The following is a 16,179-nucleotide window of genomic DNA, read 5'->3' as shown; positions in this document are numbered from 1 at the left end:
TCCAGGCGCCCGACGCGACCTCGACCGTCTTCACAGCGGATTCGGCGGCGCTTAGGCCGCAATCTCGCTCGTAAGCTTTTCACAATGGTGATCAAACTAAAAGCCCGAGCGTCAGGGGAACGAAGAGAAAGTGACTACGCGGGCGGCTCATTCCGCAGGGAGCAGCCGAAAATGCGGGGACCGCACGGAGGCGTCTATCAATCCGAGCCATCAGCAGGGCCCCTTTTGTAGAATCTTTTCAACTGCGGCGCGTCGTCGCGCTTAGGGCGCTCTGTCTTGCTCTAAGCATATCCGAGATTCCTCGAAATCCATGCGTCTTTATTCGATGCAACAATCTACAGCTCTTTTGATGAGGTCACCGAGTCTGCCCAGAAAACCGGCTCTCGTCTCGTCATGCTTGTTGAGCGCCTGCTCGTCGATCTTTTTGATCTCGCTCGCATCGATAATCTTCATGTTCACGCCCCAGAACATGCAATACAAGGCATAGGCTTTTTCGAACAGATCCTTTGCCTCATCCTTCCGTCCAAGCGACAGCTGCTTCGTGCCCACCTCCATAAGCCGCATCGACGCCGTCAGAAGGTGCTTGGAAATGCACCATACCTCGCCTTCGTAATCCTTGATGATCTTCTTCAAAAGCTCCTTCCTTATGCCCCTTATTTCATTGAGCATGTCATAATATTTGTCCTTGCCGGTTTTGGCCCCGGTAAAAAAGAAGTGCTCCTCGATGCTTATCAGGTTCATCAAGGCGATCGTCAGATCCTGATCCGAAGACAAATCGAGCTTGTCCTTCTTTTTCATATCATCGACTTTTTGAATCAATTCCTCGAGGGAGAGGATATCCTTGTCCATCTTCGCCTCACTTTGTCGCAAGATAAAAAAGGAAGGTCAGAAGGATCAGAGGAGCGATTGGCATGACGACTTTCTGAAACGGGAAATTGGCGTGTCCGAGATTGCTCTGCTTGATGCGCTCATACCATACAGCTCCCGCGTAAAATGCGCCGCTCCCCAGCACCGTCCCGAGGACAAGCTTGTCGATCCCGAAAAGCGTATTATCCGGGTGACCTGTGACGCCTGCGAGGTGGAGGGGGACGACGGCCAGCAGATAATAAACGAAGATCGTGAAAAGATTTCTTCCCGGAAAGAGGATGTGTCGCTCCTCCATCCAGTTGATCGACCATATGATGAGTGAAACGATCAGGCCACCCAGCCAGAGGCCCGTAATCGTGTCATCGACTCCGAGCCAGCGCGAGAGGCCGACGCCCGTGCTCACGGCGACCGTGCACACGGGGCATACCGCCTGCGCCGCTCCAATCAATGCGAACTGTAGGGCTGTCGCGATCAAAACCAAGAAGTTCATTCGCATCGCCTTCGATTCCGGCACGCTTTGGCGACCCCAGACGCGCCGCGGATCGGATGGATCGACGGACGGAAGTTGGGGACGCTTCGCTCGCCTGGAGGTGCTCCAGAATGCGCGCACGCGGCAAGATAGGTGCTTCAGCCTTGCGCGTAAATAAGGCGGTGCCTCCGCCTTGTCCGCGCGCCTTAAGGTGGCGGCCAAGCCTGCAGGGAGATAGTGCGTGCGGCCTATCGCTGCGGGCGCGACACGCCCTCTACGCTAGAGCCTGTCGCGGCGCATATAATAGCGGAAGCGAGTCCCGTCACGGTCTCCACGAGGGTGCCGGAGTCGCTGATCCGCGGCGCAAGCAAGAACAACAGGGCAAGAAATGACACTCGGCTTTGGCGATCTCAAAGCGGGCGATCGAGCTCGCGTCTCGGGTTTCCGGAAAGGCGGCATCGCCCACCGGCAAAAGTTGCTGTCGCTCGGCCTGACGCCCGGCGCCGAATTTACCGTCGTGCGTTTTGCGCCTCTCGGCGACCCGGTCGAAATCCGCGTGCGGGACACGTTTCTCAGCATGCGCAGGAACGAGGCGTCCGCCTTACTGATCGAAAGGATAAGCGGCGAGGCCGAAACTGGGGACGCTCAAAATCGGGCATTCAAATTCGCGATTATCGGGAATCCCAACACCGGCAAGAGCACCCTGTTCAATACCGTGACGGGCGTTCAGCAGCGTGTCGGAAACTGGCCCGGCGTCACAGTCGAGAAAAAGGTCGGCGTCTTCGACCTCGCGGGGCAAAAGGTCGAGCTTGTCGACTTGCCCGGGATCTACTCACTCGACTCCTACGAGGAGGCGGCCGCCGTCGATGAACGCATTGCGCAAGAGTACATCCTGTCGGGCGAAGCGGATTGCGTCGTCAACATCGTCGACGCCGGTCATCTTGAGCGAAACCTTTATTTGACGACTCAACTGCTGGAAATGCGGGTCCCTTTGGTCGTCGTTCTCAATGTTATGGAAGACGCCGAAGCTCACGCCAGATTTGACCTGGATGAGATTGCGCGCCTGCTCGGTTGTCCCGTCGTGGCGCTCGTGGCCACGAGGAAACGTGACGCAGAGCTATTGAAGGCGGAGTTGCTGAGACTGATCGAGACGCGGCCGGAAGCAAGCTTCACAATTACATATCCTCCTCCAGTCGAAATGGCCATCTCGGAGCTGTCTAAATCGATGAGCGATATTTCGTATGCGCGCCACTTCGATAACCGTTGGCTGGCGATTCGATTGTTGGAAAGCGACGCTTTCGCCGCGCACGCGGCCGACCCTGCAATAAGGGAAGCCGCAGAGGAGCGCGTCCGTCAAATCGCCCTGGAATTGGACGAGCCCGACATCGTTATCGCCAATGCTCGTTACAGCTTCATCCGAACAGTAGCGGCCAAGGCTGCGACCAAGCATGTAAAGGCAGAGGGGCGCTCAACAACTGCGATTGATCGCATCGTCCTGAATCGTGCGCTTGGCGTTCCCATCTTTCTCGCGGTCATGTACTGCCTGTTCTGGTTGACCATACAGTTCAGCCGCGCGTTCAAGCCATTTTTCAATCAGGTTTCGGACACGCTTTTTGTCGAAGGGTTCAGGCATGTCCTGACAATGCTTGACGCTCCCTCCTGGTTCGTCGCGTTTCTCGCTGACGGCCTCGGCAACGGCGTGTTGCAGGTCATAAATTTTATTCCGATCATCGGGTTTCTTTACCTATTTCTGTCGGTCCTCGAGGAATCCGGCTACATGGCGAGAGCCAATTTCGTCATGGACCGACTGATGCAGTCTTTGGGGCTTCCGGGAAATGCATTCGTGCCGATGATGGTCGGATTCGGTTGCAACGTGCCGGCGATCATGGCGACGCGGACCCTGGAGAGGCCACGAGACCGCATTGTGGCTGTGTTGATGAGCCCATTCATGAGCTGCGGCGGGCGGCTCGCGGTCTACACGGTCTTCGCCGCAGCCTTTTTCCCGGAGACGGGGCATTTTGTGATCTTCAGCGTTTACCTGCTTGGGGTCGTCTTCGCGATGATCTCCGCGCTCATCATGAAGAACAGCCTGCTCCCGCAAGAGCGCTCGCTGTTTGCGCTGGAGCTGCCGCCCTACCACCTGCCGAAGCTGCGGAATGTCCTGATTAACGCCTGGATACGTGTCAAAGTTTTCGTGTTCCGGGTCGGCAAGTTCATCATTCCCCTGGTGCTCATCGTCAAGGTGCTGGGCGTTTGGGGGACAGACGGATCTTTCGACAAAAAGCCGATCGATAAGTCTGTGCTTGCGGCGGGCGGGCGGGCGATCACGCCGATTCTGGCGCCGATGGGCGTGGCGCAGGATCAATGGCCGGCTGCAGTCGCGCTATTGACCGGCGTCTTGCACAAGGTCGTCATCGTCAGCACGCTGGAATCGATTTACCTGGAGGCAAAACCGACAGCGCCGGCGCAAGCCTTCGACCCAGTGGAAAGGATCAAGAGGGCGGCTCTGACCATTCCTCAAAACTTGATGGCTCTCGTAGGGCTCGGGCGAGGGGATCAGGCCCATTCGACCGCCGATAAGCTCGTCGGCGCCGCGGAAACGCGTGAGCGCGCGCGCGGACATGCCACTCGCAGCGATCTCGTCCCTGCCCTCGCCGAACATTTCGAAGGGAGGGTTTCAGCGCTCGCCTATCTGATTCTGCTGCTGTGTTATCCATGCATCGCCACCACAGCGGCGACGGCGCGTGAGACCAACCAACGATGGACTGGCTTCATGGTGTTCTGGACGATCAGTCTCGGCTATGGGATGGCGGTGCTGTTTTACCAGATTGGAACATTCGCCGCCCATCCCATCTCATCCGCAGCATGGGTGCTGGGAATCCTGCTGTATTTTTCCCTTCTGGGCGTCACGGCGATGGCTTTCTCTCCGTTCGATTCGAACGCAACGCCATCAGCACCGATCAACCCTGCCGACGGTCGAGAAACGGCGGCGCGCGCCCCAAACCGCAGCCGCGTCGCATTGGCCTTTTCCGCCGCATTGTTAACGGTCGGACTCGGCGCGATCGCGGTTAGCTACGGCCTCAAAGAGCGCGATTCAAAAGAAGTCGCTGAACGGTCGGAGGAGCGACTTCGGCCGGCTCCGGCGCAGGAGGAGCAATCAGCCGAGCCGGCTGCGCCAATATCTCCAAAAATGAAAGCTGAAAGGCCGGGGGATCGGCGTCAACCAGAGATCCCCGCGCCCGGAGTGATTGAGGATAAACCGCCGCAGCACCCGCCATATGGCTCTGACCTCGCCTTTCCGAAGCTCAGCGTTGAAGCCAGATTGATGGAGCTCCTTGGCGAGACGGCCGAGCCATCAAACCGGATTGTCTGGTTTGATCTCGACCGCGTTCAGTTCTCGCCCGGCGACGGCGCGCCAACTTTGCAGTCACGGGAGCAACTGCACAACATCGCAAGAATTCTCGCAGCCTATCCGAAAGCCAGGACGTTGATCGTTGGCTTCCCGGATGACACGCGCGACACGAGGGCGAGCCGGACTCTCGGGAGGATGCGAGCTGAGACAGTCAAGCGTGAGCTTGAAAAGATGGGAATTGCCGCCGCACGCCTCGAGGCGAAAGGCTCCAGCAGGCGCGCTTCGGATGGACGCGCGGGGGGAACACTGGCTAACCCGACGATCTCCCTGGGGATCATTCGTGCGCCGAAGTCTTCAAAATGACTCCGCGGTGAACCGAACAGCCGAGGCCGAAGAAGACGACGAGAGCTGCTCGCCCTCGTTGTCTTGCTTGCAAAAACAAGCGTTCCAATCGCGAGAGCTCTCAGGCGGCTGTATGGGCATGGACATCTCGTCCAGAGTGCCGCTTCAGGATCTCGGTCGCCTTCTTCTCGCGCTCGGCGTCCCAGGTGCGGACCCAAAGCAGCAGGCCGCCATGCTGAAGCTGTTCCTGCAGGTATTTTGCATGGTGCTCGCCAATCAATCTGGCAAGCGCGGCCCCGATCAACCCTCCCGCGCCTCCGGCCAGAGTCGCGCCGGCAATAACCGAAGCCAAGGCGCCGCCCGAAGCAAAGATCGCGCTGATCGCCACCCCCGCGCCGACATAAACCAGCGTTCCGATCACCGCGCCTTCCGCCGCGCCGATCGACTCCAGCGAGACATATTCGGTGCGCGGCACATTGTCGTCGTCTTCGAGCTCCGCGACTTTCTTGTATTTGTGACCCAGTTTCTGGTCGACCGTCTCTTCGCTCGCGAGCAGGCTGATTTCGGCGCGGTCGAATCCCGAAGACATCAATTCGTCGATGGCCTCCTGAAGCGTGTCCGCGTTGGTGAATACTCCTACGACTTCGCGAACCTTGGCTCGTTCTTCGTCAGTGACCATGACGCTCCCCGTTAAATGTCCTTTTTGGTTTCTCAGCCATTCATCGCGTGAGATTAAGCTGGCGGCGCCATGCTTTTCAAGACCGCGCCGAATTGGAGGGACCTGACGCCTTCGATAGAAGGCGTGCGTCAACGACTGAAAAAACAGCCAGTCGGGGCGATTTTCTGAAGGGTTTCAGATGATCTCGCACAGGGTGCGGCGGATGGTCGCTAAAAATGGCGCTTCCGATTTTCCAAGCTGTATTCTTGTCCGTTTCAAGGCCGGCTAACCGCATTCCTTGAGCCTCCTCGCAATGCTTCCTATCTGGAGATTGCCCATCTACCAGGTCTTTCGCAATGCGGCTAAAAAGAGGTCGCCAAATTGGAGTGTCGCCATGCTCGCAGATGAAAAAACCATTCAGGCGTTGTGCGAGGCGCTCGATGAAGAATACCGCTCCCGCGCCGCTTATCGCAGCGTCATCGAGGCGTTCGGTCCGGTCCGTCCCTTCATCAACATCGTCGAAGCGGAAGAGCGCCATGCGGGCGCCCTCGTCAATCTGTTGGAATTTTTCGGCGTGGAGCCGCCCAAGGACAATTGGGCGGGACGCGTTCCGGCGCCGGCCACTCTGCTCGAAGCCTGCCGTGCGGGCGTCAAGGGTGAGATCGAGAACGCCGCCATGTACGACCGATTGCTCGCGCAGATCACTGACCCGCGGGCGCGCGAGGTCATGCGTCGTCTGCAAACTGCGTCACAGGAGCGTCACCTTCCGGCGTTTCAGAGGTGTTTAGAGCGCGAGTCTCGGTCCTGAAGTGACAGTGGAATTGCCCTATGGCGCCGTGCTCGCCTTGTCATCGCTCTCGGTAATGACGACCGTCTTGGGCGTCGCCCTGGCCTCGCTTATTCACGCCAACGACCGGGCAATCGCCATTGGGGTCGGCTTTTCGACCGGCATCATGCTCCTCATCTCTGGCGTGGACTTGATATCGGAAGCTTATCTGAAGCTCGGCAAATCGCAGGTCGCCTGGGCCACGTTGTCCGGGGGCGCGGTCCTTTGGCTCGCCAACTCGATCCTGCGACACATTCACCTCGGACCCGAGCACGGGGAGGCTGACGCTCGTCTTGCAAGCTCCGCGTCCCTGGTGGCGACCGGCCTCATCCTTCACGATGTCGGCGAAGGCTTCGCGATGGCAAACGCCTATATCGCTTCTCCCGGGCTTGGAGTTCTGGTCGCTGTCTCAATCGCCTTGCATAATCTACCCGAGGAGTTCGCGATCGCCCTGCCGGCCATCGCCTTACGAAGCAAACGATTTCTGGTGACCGCCGCGGCGCGACGTGAACCGCTCCACCGGAGACGACTGCGCTTGCAGGTTAAATTGCAAAAAGAGGCCTGTCCGCCTCCCAACTTCAGCGCGCGAGCATCCAGCCCCCCAGGCCTATCAATACAAGGCCGCCAATGGCGCGGCTGATCGCCGCGTAGCGGGTGTCGATGATTTTCTGCACGGCAAAGGCCGCAAAGCCGAAGATGACAAGATCGTCCAGCATGAAAAAGGTCACGTAAAGAGCGATGTACGCATAGTGCAGGCCAGTCGGCAAATCGGTCAGGGAAAGCAGGTGTGTGTAGATTGCCGGCAACGCCGCGGAGCACACGAACTCGATCGCATTGACCGTAAAGGCAAGACCGATGATGAGGAGCAGACTGACGATTCCGACCGGGGCGGCGACCACTTCGCGTTCCCATCGCATGGTTCGCCGCCGTTGCGCGACATCCCCTACCTCACAGGCAACCTCGCCGCGGTTGACGGCGAGGGCGAATAGGTGATCCAGACCGAAGGCGATCGCAAGCAAGGCGATCAGCTGCGTGAGCGGCTTGACGTATCCGATGAAGAGGAAGGTGTTCAGCCACGCAGTCATGAACAGAAAATAGAGTATCCCTGAAGCGAGCACGAATGTGCCGACGAGCCACCAGATCTTACGGCGGTCCTGGATGGCGACGATCAGCGAAATCAGATAAATCAGCACCCACATGGCGCAAGGATTGAAGCCGTCGGCAAGTCCCATCAGCGCTGTGAGCGCAAGCAGCGAATGATGCGTGGGGTCGATTTCGCCGATGAAGGGCAGCGTAATCGGCGCGCTTTCAGCCGCCTGACGCCCGACTGCGGATTTGTCGCTCATCAGCTCTCGCAGTTCGCGCCCCGTGGTCTCCGCCGACTCAAAGCCCATCAGATAGCGGGAACCATAGACGAAGAGCGGCACGCCGATTTTCGTGAGGCTGAAGTGCTTCGCTACCCGACGCAACAGCGCTTCGCTTGTCGGTTTCGAGACGTCGTGCAGGACATAATCGATACGAGGCTGGCTTTTGAGGTATTGAATGGCTTCGTGGCAATGAGGGCAGTCCTGCGAAAAAAACACGTGCAACCGCCCATCCTGCCGCCAATCGAGATCGGAGGCCGGGCGCGGCGCGATCCTTTCGCCAAAATGGAGCCAGGCGAAGATCATGCTCATCGCGATGACAAGCCCAAGGCGAAAACGTGAAGGCGTCAATGTCCTGGTTTCCCTTCCGGCGACTGCGTTGAAATCGATCCTGCGCCAAGGCGCTCGCTTCTGACACACTCGGCAAAGGCGTCAATTGGCGAACGAAATTTTCAACCGAAGCCGGGATCGAGGTCAAGCGCCCGGCGGCCCGCAGGAGCGGCGCGCGCGGCCGCCTTTTCGTCTGCCCGACCTCGTCATCTCGGCCATTACACACATCGTGGCGATCACGGCTCTACAATCATCTTGTCCGCAAGACAGGCGCCTATCTCGGAATCGCCGTCGATGGAGTTCCACACGAATACACCTGTAACGCCCCGCTCAATCAAACCTCTGGCTGGCTCGGTGGGAAAGTGTGTTCCATAAGCGCGCTCACCGTGCTTTTGGTCGTGCGTTGCACATCGACGCCGGCATCCCGAAATACGTAACCGGGTCCCTTGCCATCGAGACTGTCGAGCACGAAGACCCGATCGACCTTTGCCTTTGCGAGCCACTCGGCGGTTTGAATCCCTGCTGCGCGCAAGCGCGACGACGTCGTCGCGATCAAGGCGACCACTCCCATTCGGGGCCAATACAAAGCCTCGCGACCGCTTGAGATAATTCTGATTGATCACTCTCTGGATCTGGTCGTCGTGCAGAGGAAACGCGGGCTCCGCTGAAGCGACCTTGGCTTACGTTGGCTATAGACGTATTCACGCGGATGATCACCGGCTTTCACCTTTCAATGGACCCCCCTTCCCGGCTTTCTGTCAGCCTCTGCCTCTTACACGCGGTCTACGACAAGACGAGCTGGCTGTGAGGTGCCCCCGATAAAATGGTCCATGATTGATGTTAGCTTTCTGGCGGATTTCCCGAAGACGGAAGGGGAGATTGGCCATGAAGAGGAAGCGGTTTTCGGTTGAGCAGATTGTCGCTGGTTCGCCAGACAGGGATTTCCGAGCAGACGTTCTATTGGTGGAAGAAGCAGTATGCCGGACTGGAAGCGACGCAGGTCAGGGAGTTCAAGCAGCTCTCGGAAGAGAATGCGCGGCTGAAGAAGCTGGTGGCAGCTTGGACAAAGCCGTTCTTCAGGATGTCTTGTCAAAAAAACTCCCAGGCCAGCGCTCATGAAACAAGTTGTCGCCTACGTGACCGCGCATTACGGCTACAGCGAGCGACGGGCCTGCGCCTTGACGCGCCAGCACCGCTCAACTCAACGGAAGCCGAGCATTTGAGACCCGCGCCTCGAACTCCGCCAGCGCATGCGGGAGATCGTTCAGACACGTATCCGTTACGGCTATCAACGTGTCCAGATCATGCTGGCGCCGGGAAGGCTGGGTGGTCGGCAAGAACCTGGTCTACCGGCTGTATCGCGAAGAAGGCCTTGTTTTGCGCAGCAAGCGTCCGCGCCGGCGTAAGATGGTCCTTCATCGGGAGGAGCGGTTCAAGCCGAAGCGCCCGAACGAGATCTGGAGCCTGGACTTCATCCATGACCAGCTCAGCAATGCCGACAAGTTCCGCGCGTTGACGATCGTCGACGTCTTCAGCCGCGAGGCGCTGGCGATTGAAGTCGGCCAAATCGAATACAACGAGAGCCGTCCTCGCATGGCTCTTGGAAATATCCCGCCGAGCGAATACGCTTTGCGGGCAGTCGGTTCGGCAACTTAAAGGGCGAAAAACCCGTCGGAGACTAACACTGACCCTGGACCACCATTCCCAAGCGCTTCAGCTGAAAGAACGCGAGATTGAGGCCTCTTGGCCGATCGTCGGCCTTCCCGAAACAATTCACGTCGACAGCGGCTCGGATTTCAGGAGCAATGCATTCATTCACGGCTGCCGCAACGAAGGGATCAACATCATTTGGCCTTCGCCCGGTGAACCACATTATGGGGGCCACATCGAGCGTCTGATCGGTACGATGATGGGTGAGATGCATCTCTTACCCGGCACTTCTTTCGGAAACCCCATTGAGCGCGGCTCCCATGATTCAAAGAAGCATCCTGCGATGTCATTGCGAGAGCTCGAGTGTTATCTGGGCTGGGAAATAGCTGGCGGCTACCACGAACGCATTCACAGCGCCTTGATGCGCTCCCCGGCTGCGATCTGGCGCGACCACGAGGATCGCGTCCAATTTCGTATGCCACACGACCGCATGGCATTCTGGGTTCCCTTTCTGCCCTAAGGGAGCCGAAAGCTCCGGCCCGACGGCGTGTGGCTGCACGGCTTTGCCGTATTGGTCGACCGTTCTCAGTGCCGCTCTCGGTGGACCTAAACGCGACCTTCTGGTTAAATGCGGTCCGCGGGAAATTTCCAGGGTTTTCGTGGAGCGCCCCTCCGGCTGGCAAAGCAAATCATCGACTTGATGCATGGCCTGGGAAGCCGCCCTCGTACGACGCGGATGGCCTCGATCGCTGTTTACGGCGACAGCGGAATGGGGAATTCCATGATCGTCGGCGCTTCAAACCCAACGTCATATCTCTCGCAAACCCAGACCCCGCCAGGAAAGCAAAATAAGTTTCTCGTCGTCGAACTTTCCAGTGGACCGGGCGAACGACGTCTACGCGCAGATCCTTCCCGCGCTCGGCGCGCCTCATAATCCAAGCGACACTTCGTCTCTTGCGAAGAGGATTTAATCAGCCGGCAACTGAACCGCGAGCCGACGCCACTCACCCCCGCGATCATGCGCCTCTTGCTGATCTTGAGCTGGCGCCGCTCAGAAGCACCCGACAATGGCGCCGAGTTTCGCTCGCGCGCTCTTGCGAGCGCTTGTCGTGAATATGGAATCAAACTTCAATTCAGACCGCCAGCGACTCCGCGTTTCGGAGGTCCATTCCGCGCTCCTGCGCCCCCCAGTGGCGATCTGGCGCGATCTTCAGGGTGATGTCGATTCCACCTTCCGCCCGACCGAATGGCTTTCTGGACGAGTTTCTTGCCGGAGGAACGACGGCGCCTCTTGAAGGACGGCACAGGGGAAACGAGAATTGAATGAAGAGACTATTTTTGCTTCTATTGCGCAGCAACGACAATCGAGGATTCCGCCGCGCAGGTGAGCGCAACAGCGCGCCGGAATGTGACGCGCTGATTTGGCGAAACCCGGCTATTCTAACGATCATATGGAATTCTGGGACCAATGATCGAGCCCTCCCATTTGGCGCCAGGCGCGACCGCTTTTATTAGCGCGCCAGATCACGTGGGCATTCGCGCCATCCGAGCAGACCGCTGGGTTGGGTTCGGTCGCGCCCGACGTGTTTTGCATTATCTTGATGCACTGTGTGATCATCCGCTATCAACCCGACCGCCGAGACTGGCAATTTACGGTCATAGCGGGATGGGCAAGGCGAAAAGTTTCGCCGGCATCACCCTCCGATCGTCGACCGGAATACTGGCTGCGAAGCAGTTCCCGTTCTTGTTATCATACTGACCTCGCGCCGACCGAGCGTCGGATATACGGTCAGCTGCTCATGGCTCTTCGCGCCAGCGTCGTTGAGCGCGCCACACTCATGGACCTGGAAATCAGGACCATGCTTCTGCTGAAGAACAGCTATGTTCGTGTCTTGGTCTTTGACGAGGTCCATAACCTGCTCGCGGGCAATCCCAGAGAGCAACGTGTAATCCTGCAGCTATTGCGATATCTTGAAATAATGCTCGTAGCTGAGCGTGACGAGGGTCTTTTCAAAGGGCCTTCGGGTGAAGGTCGGATTAAACCCCGCCGCATGTTGAAAATGTCGCGGTAGCTGTATGACGGCCCGAAGAGGCCATTGATGCAGAAGGCGCTGGGTAGTCACAAGGTAGGCGTTGAGCGCAGACGTTGTGTTAGCAGGTGACTGAGGCTCTCGCCTACAAGAACGAACGCTCTGCGAGAGGAGCGTAACAAGAGCTTGTGGATCAAGCTTTTCTGCCAACCGCGTTGGCGGGCAACGTCGCGCTGACGAAGCAAATCGCCAGCGTCGCCACGAACGGGGCAACGGAAATGACAGCCTCCGGCGCCGCCAACTCAGACACGCGTCGCGGACCCGCGCGGCAGGGACCGCTTAGGATCAATTCGCTTCGAAATGTAGAACCTGGCGGGCAGACGACCAGCGCAGCGGTCGCACGTCTCTCGATCCCAGCGCTATCGCCCCAGCGGGGCCCAGCTACCGCCGGCCGCTGGCCTTGCGCGACGGAGCCTCGAGCGACGCGGGCTCGAAGGGCGGCGAGAAGGGGGACTCCAGCGCCATGACCAGCTTGACGAGATCCGCCTGCCGGGTGGCGCCTGTCTTCTGGAAGATGCTCTTGAGATAGCCTTTGACCGTGCCTTCGCTCAACCCGAGCGCCCGCGCCGTCGCCGGCACCCCGCCGACCTCGGTGATCGACAGCAGGACGGAGGTCTCGCGCGCCGTCAGTCCGTACAATGCGGAGGCGACGCCGGCGTCGGCGTCGACGCCGAGGGAAAGGCTTCGCACGAAGAGGGCGCCGCCGCCTTGCGGAAAAGGCAGCACATGAACGACGCAGCAGCGCTCCTCGCCGCTCTTGAGCATAATGGCCAGACTCTCCGCCCGAGCGTTCGCGCCGGCGCTCAACGCCGCCTGCAGAGCCTCGCGCGCGCGGGGATCGGTCACGGCCAGCGCGCCGTTGGAAACCGACAGCGCCGGATGACGCTCCAGCATGCGCTGCGCGCCCTGATTGAGATAGGAAACGCCCATGTCCCGGTCGAGGAGGATGATGGGCGTCGCAAGGCAATTGAAAAGATCGGTCAGTCGGCGAACGAGATCCGACTCGTCCGGGTTCGGGTGCGCGGCGCGGGCGAGGTACGGCAGGAATTTGGACAAGGTTTCCTTTGTCTGCGCGTCGACCGGTCCGGCTCGAGCGGCGCGCAGCGCGACGAAGATGCAGGCGCCCCTGCGCGATTGATCGATCACCGCTCCGACGATGTCAGCGAGCCCGTAGGGCTCCATCCAGCGCTGAAAGAACGCGCTGTTGCGGAATCGCTCCGGGGAGACGAAGTCGGCCGAAGAGTAAACGCGGCCGACGCCCGTCTTGCACAACACGCGCGCCCGAAGAGGGGCGAGCTTCGGATGATTGCGAAGATACTCGACGAGCCATGCGCCATTCGCGTCGGTGGAATATCTCAACTCGGGGAGAGTCGATGCGCGGCCGTCGAAGATGAGCGCCGCGAACGTCATGTCGAGCCGGCGAGCGATGTCAGCCAGAGCTTCCGGCCACCGACGGGGATCGCGACCGGCGGCGTCAATGGATGCGATAACTGCGTCCTCGTCGCGCCTGCTCTCGATCATCTTCTTGTCGCGTCAAACCGCCGCGCCGCCCCACGCTGTAACGGCGGCGGCTCGCAAGGGGCAGGCGCTAGGCCTACGCCGCCCACGTAGGAAGCTGCAGCTTAGAGAAAGCGTGGCCGGGCTGCAACATAGGTTTGTCGAGGCGATCGCGGCGACCTGTCCGCAGCGCTGGAATATTGTCTTCGTTTCGGCGCGCCCCGCCGATTACGCGAAGGATCTGGCCAAATTCAACCGTTACCGGCTCCCCTGGCCGATCCACCGCGTCGGCGACGCTGCGAAGTCCAGCCCGGCGCAGGCGAAAGCCGCAAGGGCCTTCTATGGGACGACCGCGGACGGCGGCGTCTCGACGCCCTTGCATTATCTCCTGTCGTCCTCGGGCGTGGTGAACGCCATCGTCAACGGCAGACTGAATTTCGACGAGCCCGCTCGGCTCGCCGCCTTCTGCGCGCTCTAAGCCTTCAGGCGGCCCCCTTGGCGATTGCCTTTTTGGCAAGAGCAATCGCGTCGGTTGTCGCGAACTTCGTGATCCCCTCGCCGGCTTCGGCGAAAGCCGCGCCGATCCGGTTGTAGCCGATCGCCGCCGGAATGGCCGCCGCAAGCCCGTAGGCTGTCGCCGCCAGCGCCTCCGCAATGCCCGGCGCGACGACCGTCAGGCCGGTTTCCTGCGTGTGCGCGATGTTCGAGAAGCTGGACATGATTCCCCAGACTGTGCCGAAGAGGCCGACAAAAGGTCCCACGGAAGAGACGATCGCCAGATTCGACAGCCCGCCCCTCGCGGCGGCGAGGAATTCGCGCGCCGCCCGGTTCATTTGCTTGGAAATGCGTTCTCGCTTCTGAACTTCGGTTTCGCCCGGCAAAGAGACGCGCAGGGCGGCTTCGCCTTCGACGGCGATCGGCCATAAGACCCCGATCGGCCCTCCGGCGTCGGCGGACTTCAAAGATCGCGAAAGGCGAACGAGCACGAAGACGCCGTCGATGATCAGAAACCAGGTCCATACCGAGGCCATGACCAGCACGGCCATCACGACCTTGCTCACGGGCCCGGCGTTCAGGAACATGACCGTCGGCGAAAGCGAATTGACGATCAGCGGCGAAAGCGAATGGTCCATCGAAGTCTCTTTCTTCCGAGCGATTACTGGAAGGTGATGTGCTGGCTCGCATAGGCGGAGGCGCAATTGCCCGGGCCGCGAGAGGCCCCGACGATTCGACGCGCGAGCGCCTCGTGGGCCGGGGACGAGGCGGAGACGGAAATGCCCGAGATGCCGCCGCCGGGATTGACGTAGAAGGTCACATAAGCGGTTCCGGGACCCAGGCTCGTCGCGCCCGGCAGATGCCGGCGGATGGAAGTCGCGACCTGTACGAGGCACGCCGCCTGCGTCGCGGCCGAGCCCTGAGCCCGTCCGCCCGGCAATCCGAAGCGGCCGGCGACCCGCGCCGTTCCGGCTCCCTGTCCCGCGCCGCCAGGAACGCCATACCGACGCTTGTCCAGTGACGCCTCCCGCGATTTGGCGTCTGCAGAAGCGGCGCGCGAGGCGCGCTTCTTTTCCGGCGCCTTGGGCTTCTCTTCCTTCCGCGCGGGCGCGTCCGGAGACGGCTCGGCCGCCGCTTCCGGCTGCATGATGGGCGGCGGCGGAAGCGCCGCTTCCGGCTCTTCGACGGCGACGGCGGGCCCGTTTTCCAGCGCGCTGACGTCGAGCGTGTCGCCCTCTGGCGCGGGGTCGCCCGCGTCGAGCGAGTCCCCCTCCGGGATGAGCTCGGCGTCGATCGTCGCGAGATCCGCCACCTGGGGCGCAGGCCAATAAATTCCGGATGCGAAGAACGCGATGTGCACGAAGACGATCGCCCCTGCGAGGACCGGGTGCAGCCATGCAGGTCTCAGCGGCGGCCGTTGCGGAAAGGGGCTTTGCTCCTTTTCCGACCTCACGCTTGTAGCCAAGTCAACCATTCTTGAAGCCTCTGTCCGCGCCGCGCATGTGGCCTTCGCGCGCGCTATGGACCTTCAGCCGCGCGTCATCGCCTGCCCGCTAAGAAAGGGGATTCGATCGCCGCCCGACATACGTCGCTATCGCCAGCACCGCCTTTTCGCCGCTCGTCGCGCTACGATTCGAAAAGGCGCTAGGAAACGAGCGACGGGGGCGCTCTCGCCGCGTTTGCAGGGTTTCTCGGCACGGGCGCGATAAGCGCCGCGACGCCCGTCCATTCGTATGTATCGGGCGCAGCGAGGCGAGGCCCTGCGCAGCCATCGACGCCCTTGAGAACAATCGCGCCGAGCTCTGCGCAATGCGTCACGCAGCAGGCGTTCATGTGATGCTGGGGAAGCGTCGGAGCGGGCGATCCCGATGTCTTGCCATGCAGACAGGAAAGACCCGCCTCTGCGGGCGTCACAGCGGGGAGGGGCGCGAAGGCGGCGAACGTCAGATGAAACACGGCCAACATGGCGATAAGCGCGCCGATGCGCCCCGCTTCACCATTCAGCAATGTTCGAAATCGCGCCACTGCGAGAGGCCCTCCCAACCAGCCGAACGCTAGGTTTGATCTGACAGGGGGTCAAGACCGCGCTCGCGGCCTTTGCGAAGATCGCGTCACAAGGCCGCAGATTCTATCAATAGATCAGCGAGTTCTTGTCGTTTTCCGGGGGGCTTCGTCACGTCCGTGGAGGTGGATTGGCAGCATTCGTGCCCGGAGCAATTCGATGCCCGCGCGGCCGCAC

17 protein-coding genes and 1 pseudogene are annotated in these 16,179 nt (G+C 60.3%); 9 read left to right on the top strand and 9 right to left on the bottom strand.

Translation table 11 applies throughout. From position 1 onward, the window contains the following. Positions 1 to 318: 318 nt before the first annotated feature. Positions 319 to 849 (bottom strand): hypothetical protein, encoded by a 531-nt coding sequence (locus RVU70_RS19015; protein WP_363351801.1) that lies wholly within the window; start codon positions 847 to 849, stop codon positions 319 to 321. A 7-nt stretch (positions 850 to 856) separates the two neighbouring features. Then, positions 857 to 1,357 carry a hypothetical protein gene (locus tag RVU70_RS19010; RefSeq protein ID WP_363351799.1) on the bottom strand — a complete coding sequence of 167 codons (501 nt, stop codon included), beginning with the start codon at positions 1,355 to 1,357 and terminating at the stop codon, positions 857 to 859. Positions 1,358 to 1,724: 367 nt separating this feature from the next. On the opposite strand from RVU70_RS19010, the gene feoB reads away from it, so the two are divergent. Then, positions 1,725 to 5,051 carry a Fe(2+) transporter permease subunit FeoB gene (feoB, locus tag RVU70_RS19005; RefSeq protein WP_363351797.1) on the top strand — a complete coding sequence of 1,109 codons (3,327 nt, stop codon included), beginning with the start codon at positions 1,725 to 1,727 and terminating at the stop codon, positions 5,049 to 5,051. 100 nt (positions 5,052 to 5,151) lie between these two features. Here the strand turns inward: feoB and RVU70_RS19000 are convergent, their stop codons facing one another. Next, a complete protein-coding gene (locus tag RVU70_RS19000) occupies positions 5,152 to 5,709 on the bottom strand; it encodes a hypothetical protein (RefSeq protein ID WP_363351795.1) in 558 nt (185 codons plus the stop codon). A gap of 373 nt (positions 5,710 to 6,082) precedes the next feature. On the opposite strand from RVU70_RS19000, the gene RVU70_RS18995 reads away from it, so the two are divergent. Both RVU70_RS18995 and RVU70_RS18990 read left to right on the top strand, forming a co-directional pair. Further along, entirely contained in the window at positions 6,083 to 6,496 is a 414-nt protein-coding gene (locus tag RVU70_RS18995) for a DUF2202 domain-containing protein (protein WP_363351793.1), read from the top strand. A 7-nt stretch (positions 6,497 to 6,503) separates the two neighbouring features. After that, entirely contained in the window at positions 6,504 to 7,154 is a 651-nt protein-coding gene (locus tag RVU70_RS18990) for a hypothetical protein (RefSeq protein ID WP_363351791.1), read from the top strand. Here RVU70_RS18990 and RVU70_RS18985 read toward each other — a convergent pair. Both RVU70_RS18985 and RVU70_RS18980 read right to left on the bottom strand, forming a co-directional pair. Then, the gene (locus RVU70_RS18985) at positions 7,093 to 8,229 is read right to left on the bottom strand and encodes a glutaredoxin family protein (protein ID WP_363351789.1); all 1,137 of its coding nucleotides are present in this window, start codon (positions 8,227 to 8,229) and stop codon (positions 7,093 to 7,095) included. The two genes, RVU70_RS18990 and RVU70_RS18985, sit on opposite strands and share 62 nt — an antisense overlap. 313 nt (positions 8,230 to 8,542) lie before the next feature. Further along, a complete protein-coding gene (locus RVU70_RS18980; RefSeq protein WP_363351787.1) occupies positions 8,543 to 8,764 on the bottom strand; it encodes a hypothetical protein in 222 nt (73 codons plus the stop codon). 329 nt (positions 8,765 to 9,093) lie between these two features. On the opposite strand from RVU70_RS18980, the pseudogene RVU70_RS18975 reads away from it, so the two are divergent. The 5 genes and pseudogenes from RVU70_RS18975 to RVU70_RS18955 all read left to right on the top strand — a co-directional run. After that, a pseudogene (locus RVU70_RS18975) lies at positions 9,094 to 9,774 on the top strand (IS3 family transposase); the annotation flags it as partial. Positions 9,775 to 9,808: 34 nt separating this feature from the next. Continuing rightward, positions 9,809 to 10,378 carry a hypothetical protein gene (locus tag RVU70_RS18970; RefSeq protein ID WP_363351785.1) on the top strand — a complete coding sequence of 190 codons (570 nt, stop codon included), beginning with the start codon at positions 9,809 to 9,811 and terminating at the stop codon, positions 10,376 to 10,378. 108 nt (positions 10,379 to 10,486) lie between these two features. Continuing rightward, positions 10,487 to 10,792 carry a TniB family NTP-binding protein gene (locus RVU70_RS18965; protein WP_363351783.1) on the top strand — a complete coding sequence of 102 codons (306 nt, stop codon included), beginning with the start codon at positions 10,487 to 10,489 and terminating at the stop codon, positions 10,790 to 10,792. 534 nt (positions 10,793 to 11,326) lie between these two features. Further along, positions 11,327 to 11,617 carry a TniB family NTP-binding protein gene (locus tag RVU70_RS18960; RefSeq protein WP_363351781.1) on the top strand — a complete coding sequence of 97 codons (291 nt, stop codon included), beginning with the start codon at positions 11,327 to 11,329 and terminating at the stop codon, positions 11,615 to 11,617. Then, on the top strand, positions 11,517 to 11,930 hold the full coding sequence (locus RVU70_RS18955; protein WP_363351897.1) for a TniB family NTP-binding protein: 414 nt from the start codon (positions 11,517 to 11,519) through the stop codon (positions 11,928 to 11,930). Before RVU70_RS18960 ends, RVU70_RS18955 begins: the two co-directional genes overlap by 101 nt. 399 nt (positions 11,931 to 12,329) lie before the next feature. Here RVU70_RS18955 and RVU70_RS18950 read toward each other — a convergent pair whose 3' ends face one another. Next, positions 12,330 to 13,469 carry a LuxR C-terminal-related transcriptional regulator gene (locus tag RVU70_RS18950; RefSeq protein ID WP_363351779.1) on the bottom strand — a complete coding sequence of 380 codons (1,140 nt, stop codon included), beginning with the start codon at positions 13,467 to 13,469 and terminating at the stop codon, positions 12,330 to 12,332. 112 nt (positions 13,470 to 13,581) lie between these two features. Between RVU70_RS18950 and RVU70_RS18945 the strand changes: the two genes are divergently transcribed. Continuing rightward, positions 13,582 to 13,923, top strand: a complete 342-nt coding sequence (locus RVU70_RS18945) for a hypothetical protein (protein ID WP_363351777.1) — start codon at positions 13,582 to 13,584, stop codon at positions 13,921 to 13,923. Positions 13,924 to 13,927: 4 nt separating this feature from the next. Here RVU70_RS18945 and RVU70_RS18940 read toward each other — a convergent pair whose 3' ends face one another. From RVU70_RS18940 to RVU70_RS18930, 3 genes are all read right to left on the bottom strand, one after another. Further along, positions 13,928 to 14,578: a MotA/TolQ/ExbB proton channel family protein gene (locus tag RVU70_RS18940; RefSeq protein ID WP_363347906.1), complete on the bottom strand. Its 651-nt coding sequence runs from the start codon at positions 14,576 to 14,578 to the stop codon at positions 13,928 to 13,930. Positions 14,579 to 14,601: 23 nt separating this feature from the next. Further along, positions 14,602 to 15,414, bottom strand: a complete 813-nt coding sequence (locus tag RVU70_RS18935; RefSeq protein WP_363351775.1) for a hypothetical protein — start codon at positions 15,412 to 15,414, stop codon at positions 14,602 to 14,604. A gap of 170 nt (positions 15,415 to 15,584) precedes the next feature. Continuing rightward, positions 15,585 to 15,965 (bottom strand): hypothetical protein, encoded by a 381-nt coding sequence (locus tag RVU70_RS18930; protein ID WP_363351773.1) that lies wholly within the window; start codon positions 15,963 to 15,965, stop codon positions 15,585 to 15,587. Between the last annotated feature and the right edge of the window lie 214 nt (positions 15,966 to 16,179).

This window comes from Methylocystis echinoides (assembly GCF_040687965.1).
Lineage (GTDB): Bacteria > Pseudomonadota > Alphaproteobacteria > Rhizobiales > Beijerinckiaceae > Methylocystis > Methylocystis echinoides_A.
The sequence above is the reverse complement of the archived record's forward strand: the minus strand, read 5'-3'. Positions and strand labels throughout refer to the sequence as shown.